The 12,585-nt window shown below is 40.4% G+C and carries 5 protein-coding genes; all 5 read right to left on the bottom strand.

Annotated features, from left to right (window positions below; genetic code table 11):
• Positions 1-161 precede the first annotated feature (161 nt).
• On the bottom strand, positions 162-2,348 hold the full coding sequence (locus tag B5D82_RS04380) for an OsmC domain/YcaO domain-containing protein (RefSeq protein WP_081149533.1): 2,187 nt from the start codon (positions 2,346-2,348) through the stop codon (positions 162-164).
• Positions 2,349-2,699: 351 nt separating this feature from the next.
• A complete protein-coding gene (locus tag B5D82_RS04375; protein WP_081149531.1) occupies positions 2,700-5,315 on the bottom strand; it encodes a glycoside hydrolase family 3 protein in 2,616 nt (871 codons plus the stop codon).
• On the bottom strand, positions 5,315-6,589 hold the full coding sequence (locus B5D82_RS04370; protein ID WP_081149529.1) for a sugar MFS transporter: 1,275 nt from the start codon (positions 6,587-6,589) through the stop codon (positions 5,315-5,317). Before B5D82_RS04370 ends, B5D82_RS04375 begins: the two co-directional genes overlap by 1 nt.
• Before the next feature lie 161 nt (positions 6,590-6,750).
• Complete coding sequence (locus B5D82_RS04365; protein WP_081149528.1) at positions 6,751-9,702, bottom strand: TonB-dependent receptor; 2,952 nt, start codon at positions 9,700-9,702, stop codon at positions 6,751-6,753.
• A 94-nt stretch (positions 9,703-9,796) separates the two neighbouring features.
• Positions 9,797-12,457: a glycoside hydrolase family 16 protein gene (locus tag B5D82_RS04360; RefSeq protein ID WP_081149526.1), complete on the bottom strand. Its 2,661-nt coding sequence runs from the start codon at positions 12,455-12,457 to the stop codon at positions 9,797-9,799.
• Between the last annotated feature and the right edge of the window lie 128 nt (positions 12,458-12,585).

Below are 12,585 nucleotides of genomic sequence, written 5' to 3'. Positions count from 1 at the left end.
TTTATTGATTTCCCCTTGAGGAGAGAGTAGGTGTTAGAAATAATACATAAAAAAGTAACAAATAAAAAAGCCAACTCCTCTTAATTGGAATTGGCTTCTATTGATTGATTATTAGCTGCTTTCTTAACTAGCTAACTATTTTTATAATGAATATATTAATGTTAACTCAGCGCTATATTTTTACGCGCTTGATGAAGCTTTTTATAACTGTCGATTAGTCTCAGATGTTTATCTAAACCGGCTAAGTCCATACCCGTTTTAGTCAGACCAAAGAATTTCACTGTGCCATCTGTTGAGCCAATGACGCTATTCATCATATCTTCACCGAACATTCTATTTAGATTACCAATAAAGTCATCAAGCGCCATATCTTCGTCAATGATGATCTCAAGTACCGCTTGCATCGCTTGATAAAACAAACGGCGATCAACGGTGTTGTCGTTAAACTGCAAGAACTCTTCAACTAACTCTTGTGCGTCTTCCAATGCACCTAAGGCTAAATAAATCAGTATTTTAAGCTCTAAAATAGTGAGTTGTCCCCAAACGGTATTTTCATCAAATTCAATACCTATGAGGGTTCTAATATCAATATAGTTATCGAGCTGGCTATCTTCTAAACGAGTCACTAAACTTTCGAGTGCGTCATCATCTAAAATATGAAGGTTAAGAATATCTTCACGGTAATTTAGCGCCTTATTGGTATTATCCCAAACCAAGTCTTCAACGGGATAAATCTCAGAATAGTCAGGAACTAAAATACGACAAGCGGTAGCGCCAAGTTGATCAAACACGGCTACATAAGCTTCTTTGCCTAAGTCTTTTAAAATAGCGAATAAACGATCGTTTTCTTCTGCACTCGTGCCAGAAAAATCCCATTCGCAGAATTCATAGTCTTGTTTATTGCTGAAGAAGCGCCACGAAATTACGCCCGTTGAGTCAATAAAGTGCTCTACAGCATTTTCAGGCTCAGATACCGCAAGGCTATTAAATGTTGGTCTTGGTACATCATTTAGGCCTTCAAAACTGCGCCCTTGTAACAATTCAGTTAAGCTGCGCTCTAACGCCACTTCAAAGCTTGGGTGTGCACCGAAAGAAGCAAACACACCGCCTGTTTTCGGGTTCATAAGGGTGACACACATCACTGGGAATTGACCACCTAACGAGGCATCTTTAACAACAACAGGAAAACCTTGTGCTTCAAGTGCTTCGATACCGGCTAAAATGCTCGGATACTTCTCAAGCACGTTTTTCGGAACATCAGGTAAAACAATCTCTTGTTCTATTATTTGTCTTTTTACTGCTCTCTCGAATATTTCAGACAAACACTGTACTTGCGCTTCAGCTAGGTTATTACCCGCGCTCATGCCATTACTTAAAAATAAGTTTTCAATTAAGTTGGACGGAATATAAACCGTTTCGCCGTCAGATTGACGAACATAAGGAATTGCACAAATACCACGTTCAGCGTTTCCTGAGTTAGTATCAATTAAATTTGAACCACGCAGTTCATCGTCTGGGTTATAAATATCAAGGCAATAGTCATCTAAAATACCGTTTGGTAAATCATCACTTTCATCTAATTTGAACCACTTTTCATTCGGATAATGCACAAAGTCACTGTTAGCAATGTCTTGGCCCAAGAACTGATCGTTATAAAAGAAATTACAATTAAGGCGTTCAATAAATTCACCTAAGGCTGAGCAAAGTGCGCTTTCTTTCGTGGCCCCTTTACCATTGGTAAAGCACATAGGTGAGGCAGCATCACGAATATGTAACGACCAAACATTAGGCACAATATTACGCCATGAGGCAATTTCTATTTTCATGCCTAAGCCCGCTAATATAGCGGTCATATTTTTAATGGTCTCTTCAAGCGGTAAGTCTTTGCCTAATATATAGGTACTGTCTCCGCCTTCAGAGCCCGACATCAACATGGCTTGCGCGTCATCTTCTAGACTGTCAACCAGATCAACTTTAAATTCAGGACCGGTTTGTATTACTTTTTTTACCGTACAACGGTCGATTGAACGTCGAATACCTAAGCGGTCTTTTTCTGAAATGCTTTCTGGCAATTCAACCTGAATTTGAAATATTTGTTTATAGCGATCCTCAGGATCAACAATATTGTTTTGTGATAAACGAATGTTTTCAGTTGGGATATCGCGAGAGCTGCAATACACCTTAACAAAGTATGCGGCACACATTGCGGAAGAAGCGAGAAAATAGTCAAAAGGACCTGGCGCTGAACCATCACCTTTATAACGAATAGGTTGATCGGCGATGACGCTAAAGTCATCAAACTTAGCTTCAACTTTTACGTTGTCGAGAAAATTAACTTTAATTTCCATTGAATTGGGCCCCACAATTGATTGCTGTAATAGCAAAAGTTTCAGCTTGAAAGTTTTGCTATTAACGTATTTGTCTTAATGAGGGGAATTATCGGGGTTTTTGCCCCAATAGTCTTGGGTTAATTGCATAAAAGATGGAATTGACCTTCCTGAAGGATGAATATCAACTCTGGAATCAGACGAAAATAAACTTTTGTGGAATTGCTTTTTGTGTTGAAGTATTCATCAAAAAACAAATATCGCCGTTCATTGACGTTCTGTCACCACAGCATACCGTACATCCTGTACATAAAAAAGGCGAGTAGAAAACTACTCGCCTTTTTAATAAGGTTATTATGTCTTAGGGTTTAGCTATGGACATTGAATTATTAACGCCTTAAGGGTATTAATTTCAGCTTGCGGTTGATAGCGAATATCACTTATTGAAAGCTTAACAGCGCCATGTGTATATAGGGCAAACGGTGATACAATTTTGTCCATCGCAATTCCTTTTTTAACAAAGCATTGTAAGTTAATCGCAATATCTTGCCACTGTCCTTGCGCTATTGTTTGCATCTGCTGAGTAATATCAACAGCCGCTCGACAGCTACCCAATGCGTCACCAATTGATTCACAATGCATTTCAACAACTACTGGTTGAGTTATGCTTGAGTCACGTTTTACGGTAATAACCAAGGCAGAGTTTTGCTCTAGTTCAAAACCAAGATCTTCACTAAAGCTGCTTGAAAATACAACGCCTGTTTTTGCAGTGCCAGTAGTATCAAGTCGAAATGCATCTTCTTGAACAACTTTATCCACCGTACGATAAGCAATACCTGGTAGTTTGCCACTATTTGAGCGTAGTTCAATTGATTGCTGCTCAGATGACAAGAACATGCGCCATGGCTTAACTACTTGACCAGAGAATATATTGGTGTTTTTGGCTAGACCTTCATCACTGCTCACTTCTTCAGATAATGTATCTGATAAAAGTACTTGTTCTTTGTTATTTTTGTACGTTAAACCAAAACCGTAAGGTAATAACGGGTCGTAAACTTCGTCAAATCGGTTAACGGTTTGGCTTGCTGTTTTCGGCCAAGAAAAAGACAATTTTCCTTTAAAGTCATGTTGTATCTTTTTATTTTTGTCAGTTAATAACACATCAGCAACGGCCTTACCTTCAGAGCCGGGTAACCAAGCAGCAACAAATGCATCACTGGCATTAAGTTCAGCATTTACCCACATAGGGCGACCGCTGATAAAAATACTTACCACTGGAATGCCTTGAGCTTTAAGTTTTTTCAATAAGGCTAAATCAGTTTTCAAACCGCGCTGATAAGCTAAATTATCTTTATCGCCATGGCCTTCTGCGTAAGGTTCTTCACCAAAAACTACAATGGCAACATCTGGTTTTTGTGAAAACTGACCATGTTCACTCAAGGTGATTTTGCCACCTGCGGCTCTAACTTGAGAAGCTAAACCATCATAGATTGATGTACCGCCTGGAAAGTCTTCATTACTGTTATTAGTACCTTGCCAAGTAATACTCCAACCACCCGATTGCTTACCGATGTTATGAGCAGCGTCACCAGCAACCAAAATATTTAACTTAGGTGAAAGCGGTAATAAATTAGCGTTGTTTTTCAATAATACCAAAGATTCTCTAACGGCTTGGCGAGCCACTTCACGATGTGCTTCACTGCCCACTAATTCTGTTTTACCAGAAAACAGTCGATTCGCAGGGCTAGGTTTATTAAACAAACCTGCACGTAACTTAACGCGTAAAATACGGCTAACCGCATCGTCGATGCGCGCTTGTGGAATAACGCCTTGCTTGACTTGCGCTATGGTATTTTCCATTAACGGTTTCCAAGCATCGGTTGGCACCATGAAAATATCTAAGCCAGCGTTTGCCGCTTGTGGACAGTTGTCATTAGTACAGCCAACAATTTGTCCGTGGCCATTCCAGTCGCCAACAACAAAACCATCAAAACCCATTTTGTTTTTCAACACATCGGTTAACAGGTAACGATTGCCGTGAATTTTATCACCATGCCAACTGTTAAATGACGCCATAACAGATTGCGCCCCAGCGGTTAAACCACCAACATAGCCTTGGGCATGTAGGTCAAATAAATCTTGCTCTGTTGCTAGGTTATCGCCTTGGTCGTCACCGGCAACTGTCCCACCGTCACCAATAAAATGCTTTACGGTACTGATCACACGATCATCACCTAAAAAGTCATTACCCGCATGGCCTTGCAAACCTTTAACCACAGATGCAGCATAAGATCTTACAATTTCTGGATCTTCAGAATAACCTTCATAAGTGCGGCCCCATCGATCATCTCTAACCGTTGCTACCGTTGGCGCAAATACCCAATCAATGCCTGTGACCATCACTTCTGTCGCAGTAATTTTGGCTATTTTCTCAACCAATTCAGGGTTGTTTGCCGCACCTAAGCCAATATTATGTGGAAATAGTGTCGCACCAATAACATTGTTATGGCCATGAACCGCGTCTGTACCCCACATAGTAGGAATGGTTGAGCCATCTAAAGAATCATCAATAGAAGCTTGATACATAGCTTCGGCTAAGGCGATCCAATCTTGTGGCGTGGCATGTTTATTATTATTTGGAAAAGCGCCACCACCATTAAGGTAAGAACCAAAGCCATATTTACGCATGTCTTCTGGCGTAATATCACGAATTTCTGGCTGGATCATTTGCGCTACTTTTTGCGCTAATGTCATATTAGACAATAAACGCTGCACTTGACGCTCAAGTGCAGCATCTGCTTTTACTTCTGAGGCAATAGTCGGCCAAATTGACAGGTTTTTCTTAGCCAACACTAATTTTTCAGCAGCGACCTGTTTCGAGGCTATTTCAGTATCATTCGGCTTAGATTCAACTTTAGCGCCAGAATTACATGCCGCTAAACCCAATGCTGAAATCGTAGAAACAAAGAGGTAAGTAAATTTATTCATTACGCTTGTTCCTTTAAAATAACAGCCGTTGGTTTCGAGCCAATTAAACCGTAAGAAACAATGTAGATATAACAAAGTACCGGTAGAATGAAGGATAATTGCACACCCACGATGTCAGCAAGAACACCTTGTAGTAATGGCACAATAGCACCACCCACAATAGCTAAGCACAAAATGCCTGCACCTTGGCTGGTATGTTTACCCAAGCTATTTAGCGCTAAGCTGAAAATGGTTGGAAACATAATAGAATTACATAAACCCACTAAAAGAATAGCCCACATCGCTAAACTACCACTGGTTAACATAGCAACAGTCACTAAAATCACGGCAAAGAAAGCATTAAAGGCAAGTGTTTTACCTGCATCAATTTTTTGCATTACTGCAGCGCCGATAAAGCGACCAACCATAGCACCGCCCCAATAATAGGTCAGGTATTTAGCTGCTTGCATCTCTTCTAAACCGGCAATGTTAGCTTCACCAAAAAAGTTTATTAAAAAGCTACCAATAGAGACTTCAGCGCCAACATAAACAAATATACCCAATGCGCCTAAAACTAGATGACGATATTGCCAAGCCGAGCCTGAAACAACTTCATCAGCTTTAGTTTCTGCACTGGCAATATGAGGTAGTTTTAACCAAGCAAAAATAGCCGCTAATATCAGTAAAGCCGCCGTTAAAATTAAATATGGCACTTTAACTGAGTCTGCTGAAGGCTCAGTGGCCATTGAATGTACTGCTTCATTTAGGATAAACAAACCACCTAAATATGGTGCTACTGTGGTACCTAAAGAATTAAAGGCCTGAGTCATAGTTAATCGTGAAGAAGCTGACTCTGTTGGTCCAAGCAAGGTAACGTAAGGGTTAGCCGAAACTTGTAAGATAGTAATACCACTGGCTAATACAAACAATGCTGACAAAAACATTGGATAGCTATGCATTGACGCCGCAGGGTAAAACATTAAACAACCTAACGCTGCAACAACTAGTCCAGCAACAATACCTTTTTGGTAGCCCACTTTTTTAACTAGATGGCCAGCTGGCAACGACACTAAAAAATAAGCACCGAAGAAACAAAACTGCACTAACATCGATTGGGTATAGGTTAAATCGAAAATAGCTTTTAAATGAGGGATTAAAATGTCATTTAAGCAGGTAATAAAGCCCCACATAAAAAACAATGATGTTAATGAGATCAACGCAAAACGATTTTGGTTAGGTGCACCAATATCAGCGGTGCTATGTTGTTTGTCTAATACGACCGAAGTACTAGCCATAAGATAAATTCCTATACGATGGAATTAGAAATGTCATCATCTTTTAGAGGAGTTCAGTTAACTGATATCAGTTGAATTCAGTTAACTGAAATTCCCTTAGAAGACAACATTGCTAAATAAAGAGAAATACGCCTGCCTATCAAACAGGCGCTATGTTGAGATTATTTAAAGCTATATCGAACGCCTAAAGTATATCTCGAGCCGTATTGCCTAGCGGATAAAAACTGCGCTTCGTAACGACCGAAAGATTGTTCAGTTTCGTTATTTAAGTTAACCCCTTCAACGAATACTGTTAGGTTTTCATTAACGTCATAGTTAACACTCATATCGACTTGACCAAACTCTTTAGCAAACTGCGGAGGAGCATCGTTAGAGCCCTGAGATTGACCGACACCAATTAAGTACTCGTCACGCCATGCGTAAGAAACCTTCACTGACAAACCTTCTTTCTCATAAAACACTTGAAAGTTAGCTGAATCACTCAAACCAACAAGTGGAGATTGTTGTTCAAGACTTTCAGTATCAAAATTTACATCACCGTCAACAAACGTTGCATTAGCACCAAAACCGAAACCAGATTCACCGAAAACGTGTTGAATTGCCACTTCTAAACCATCAACCATTTTCTCATCTGAGTTATACGGCTCACTGATATTCCATTGCATTAGTGGATCATCAGCATTTGGGATAAGGTAGCCTTGATCATTTAACGTAGCACCATTTTCCTGCATTTTTGCAAAAACATTGTCGCCAGTTGTCGCCATACCATCGGCGGTTAGATCAGCTATTGCTTGAGCATAACGAGGACCTTTAGAAATATCTCGTATGCCGTCATATTGACTTGTCGTACTTCGGCTACTGATAAAGTTCTTAACATCTTTTCTAAAATAACCCACTGCAGCATAGCTAGCCTCATCATAGTAATACTCGACACTGAAATCTAAGTTTTTAGACTCGTATGGGTCTAAATCAGTATTACCTTGACTACCTGTACGTGAATCTAATCCAGGACTTGGACTTAACGCTAAACCACCCGCAAGATTACCTAAAGGGGCACGTGAAATGGTTTTGCTCCAAGATGCACGAGCGACAACGTCATCGGTTAAATCAACACGAATATCGATCATAGGTAAAAGAATGTCGTATTCACCACCTTCAACGTAAAAATTATTTACACCTGGGGTATATTGCGTGTGCCATTCAGTACCACCTCGCCACCAAACATTAGTAGGAACGTCTTGTAAAACATTACTTTCAACCTCAGTTTCTTCATAGCGCAATCCGACATTAACTTGTACAGGGAAATCTGCAACATCAAAGTCCCATAACGAAGAAACATAAATACTGTTGGTCTTTTCTTCAACTGAGCTTTCTGATTTCACACTTCCCTCACGATAAGGGTCAGTGCTAAAGTAGTCATCGCCAAGCAAGTCTTGGTTTAAGTATGCTTGCGAACGAGCAACAGCTTCATCGAAATCAAAGCTATAATAATATCCAGCTCCTATTGGATTTTCACCATTTGAGAACTGGTCTAAAAAGCCGTCGGTAGTGTTGTAACTAAACATGCTATCTGGAAAGGCAGCAGAATAATTTGGATTAAATAAGAAACCACCAATTAAACCACTCCACGCACTTGAACCACTCATGGCTGTTTCTGTGCGAGCAATACCGAATTTAACCGTCATCAACGGAATGTCATAAGTATTGTCCCAAGAACCATCAATTTGTAATTGCTCAACTTCAGACTGACCTGGGCTGTGAATAAATTGGCTAAAGTGCGAATCCATTTCACTTGGCGCTAACGTTGTGGTGCCATTTTTCCAAAAAATAGTTCCCTGCGGGATGTCACCATTGCGATAGTCATAGGTTTTAGTTACGAGTTGATCTGAACCGAAAACTAATGAACCTGTGCCATTCATGCCTGTATCTTGACCATTATCAGCTTTACTTTCTGAATCATGGTAATCAAAAGTTAAACTTAATTCATCGGTTGCTTGCCATTCAACATTGAAGCCTATAGATTTTTCATCAACTTTAGTAGTATCGCGATTAGCAGTGTAAGAACCATCGTTACCAGATAAGTCGGCATACAAAACCGTACCATTGGTATCTAATTCATAGGCGTTAATGTTTCCACCATAATCGTGCCATTGACCCCAACCCACTGAATTATTGCCGGTTGTAGCTTCACCCATAGTGTAATCAAGTGTCATAACAACACTTTCAATCGGCGCGTATTGGAAAGTAACATTGGCATTGGTTCTTTCACGTTCTACATCGGCAATACCATAATTCATATCACGAGGAAAAAACGCCCCAGCCGCTGCATTTGCAGAGCGGTTATCAACAACTTTATCTGCATCTAATGTCGGCAATTGAGCGTCTGGTTGGAACTGCCAGCCTTGAATATTTGCTGATTGTTGCTGAAAATCACGTTGTTGATGAGAAAAAGACAATGCAAAACCGAACATTTCGTCAGCAAAGGTATTGCTATAAAGGGCAGAGAGTTCAGGTGTAACATCATCACCTTTTTCATTCGACTCATCATAAATGGCTTTCGCTGATAAAGAGTATTTTTCTCCAGGGCTATTTAAAGGCTTAACTGTAACAATATTTACTGTTGCTCCTAAACCACCACTTGGGTGTTCTCCTCGGGCTGTTTTGTAAACCTCTAAAGCCGAAACACCGTCTGATGATAAGTTTTCTAAGCTATATGAACGAGAATTACCAGTACCTGGCATTTGACGGCCATTCAAAGTAATTAAGTTGAAGTCAGGACCAAAACCACGCACGGTTATTTGGCTACCTTCACCATTAGAGCGACTAACCGAAACCCCAGTAATACGCTGTAAAGATTCTGCTAAGTTAGTATCAGGGAACTTACCCATTTCTTCGGCAGAAATCGCATCAACGACACCTGACATTTCTCTTTTTACATTCATTGAACGGATCAAACTACCTTTGATGCCTTTCACTTCAATGACTTCAACTTCATCATTGGCTTTTTCTACTAAATTTTCTTCTGCTGCGGCTAACTGTGTGCTCAGACCTACGGTTAAAATTGACGATATAGTCAATGCTATACGTGTTTTCGTAAAAATTGATTGTTTCATGATTGCCCTACTTGCTTAAAATAGTATGTTAAAAGCGGCTTAATTATATTTTTAGCAGCCGCTTAACTTTTAATTGCTAGCTATTACGTGCCGATTACTCAGTTGGCTCGTAAATCATAATGTTATCTAAACGATATACTGCACCTTCACCAGCACCCCATGCAGGGAATATCATCAAAACATCAATGAAACTAATATCTAGACCAGCATCAAATAATGTTTGTAATGGGAAAGTGTAAGTTTGCCATTCTCCAACTACCGGGTCAGCACCTTCAAGACTTGTATTTAAAGCAAGCTCGGCAGAAGTAGCTGCACTATCAGATTCAATTTTAAATAACCACGCAGCTGAGGCATTGTTTGGTGCCGTTATGACTTTAAGCTCAAATTGCACCACACCGTTTGCTAACAGCGCTGACGCATCAACAAATACACCATCATCAGCAAGTAATCCCATAACAGTAGGTTCTGAACCAATAACAAACTCAGCCGTCACACCATGAGCAGTGTCATCATTTTCAAGAGTTGGCGTTGAACCACCACAACAATCCCAGATTGTCCAGCCCGTAGCTGGCGCATCGGCAAATATTACATTATTACCAGCGACTGCGGTTGGATCGTAAACTTTCACGTTATCAACAAGGTAGATAGCACCTTCACCAGCGCCCCAAGCAGGGAATATCATTAAGACATCAATAGCACTAACATCTAAGCCAGCATCAGCTAAATCGGCTAGATTATAGGTATATGTTTGCCACTGCCCAGAAGCGGGGGCCACACCTTCAACACTATCGGTTAAAGGCAATTCAGCGAAACTAGCATTATTATCGGATTCAACTTTAAACATCCATGCAGCATCGCCAGGCATTGCCGTTACTTTCATTTCAAATTGAATAACACCATTAGAAAGTATGGCTGACGCATCAAAAGGCGCAGGAGTAGTTGTGTTAGGATCACGAGAGATAAAGCCCATAACTGTTGGCTCTGATCCGATTGAGAATTGAGCTACGTTACCATGGGCATCATCATCTAATTCAACTGTTGGCGTTGAACCACCACAACAATCCCACAATGGCCAACTTGGGTTTTCGTCATCGGCAAAAATCACAAGTTCAGGAGAAGCACCAACATCACCTTCAATGGCCAAGTTCGTTATTAAATACTCTGCACCTTCACCAGTAGCCCAAGCAGGGAAAATCATAACAACATCAATCGCACTTAGGTCTAAGCCTTTTTCTTGCAAGGTCGCTAATGAAAAAGTGTAGGTTTGCCATTCACCAACAACTGGGTCAAGTCCTTCAATACTAGTATTAAGAGCAACATCACCTGTGTTAGGTCCACCATCGCCAGATTCTGCTTTAAGTAACCAAGTTGTAGCAGATGTAGGAGCAGTCACGACTTTCATTTCAAATGACAATGTGCCGTTTAAGTCGAGTAAAGGAGATGCATCGAATGGGGCTGAAACACCGGTAAAATCAGCAGGAAAATGGCCATCTCTGGTTGAAAATCCTAACACTGTACCGTTATTGTCATTGATATTAAATTGAACTACGTCGCCTTTGTCAGCATCAGCAATAATTGCAGGTGTTGTACCACCACAACAATCCCATGCTGTCCAGTTAGCCTCTAAAGAGCCATCAAAAATAGCGATATTTTTAGCAACACCGTCACTTGGTGGTAATGGCACGGGTGCTTTACCTTCAACAAGAGCATCATCAAAGCTATCGTAGCCAGGTCTTACTGTTTCACAACCTTTACCAGTTTCAGGATTCGACTGACATTGGTAAACTCTTACATAATCAACTTCGAATTTGTTATCAGCATGAAACGCTGTCGCATCGACACCTAAATTGTTAACGTTTTCAGGCCAGTCGCCACCTACAGCAAAGTTAAGGATTAAATAAAAATCTTTATCAAAAGGTGCGGTATCCCAATGGGTTTCAAGCTCACCAGAAACTTGGTCAAAATATTCTGTAAACCAACCTTTGTGGGCTAAACCAACGGCTTCATCTTTACTGTTATAACGTACTTTAGATTGACGTTGTGTGGCATATAAATAGCCATCCATATACCAACGAATTTCACCTTCTTGCCACTCTATAGCATAAGTATGAAAATCATCGGCTGGATTTACACCATCAGCTAAGCTATACGCTTTACCTGAAGATGAATTGTTCGGCCAGCTTTTACCGTAATGAAGTGTACCGTGAATATTACTTTCTACATTACCATCGGCACCAGCAACACCTAGGTTAACTGATTCAAAAATATCTATTTCGCCAGAACGTGGCCATTCGCCATACTCTTCATCTGTTGGCATCATCCAAAATGCTGGCCAACTACCTTGCCCTGAAGGCACTTTAGCGCGCATTTCAACTCGACCATATTTAAAGTCTGTTTTATAACGCGTGATCATTCTTGCTGAAGTAAAAGGTAGTGCAGCACCTTCTTCGGCAGGTAAAGCGACAAGGTTTAACATACCATCTTGTATGAATGAGTTTTCTGCACTATCGGTGTAACATTGCTTTTCTTGGTTACCACCACCGGCACAGTTAACTTCATGTGTCCAGTTTTGCGTATTGATAGCCTCGCCATCAAATTCATCACTCCACACCATAGCCCAATCACTGACGGGTTGTTGCGGATCAATTTTGTCCGGTTTAGTTTCGGTTTCAGCACTACTACCGCCACACCCTATTAAGGTGATGGTTGATAGTACAGCAAGCAACTGTGTAATATTTTTTGCAGCTTTTAACATAATAATTTTCCAATTCCCCGACTACTTTGTTGTACTAAAAAACTCGTATGATTGTAATTATATTATCTGATACGAATTCATTAGTAACATAGCTCGGTAGCCATAATGCTATTTGCATAACAATTACA

It is taken from the genome of Cognaticolwellia beringensis (assembly GCF_002076895.1).
GTDB classification, from domain to species: domain Bacteria; phylum Pseudomonadota; class Gammaproteobacteria; order Enterobacterales; family Alteromonadaceae; genus Cognaticolwellia; species Cognaticolwellia beringensis.
The sequence above is the reverse complement of the archived record's forward strand: the minus strand, read 5'-3'. Positions and strand labels throughout refer to the sequence as shown.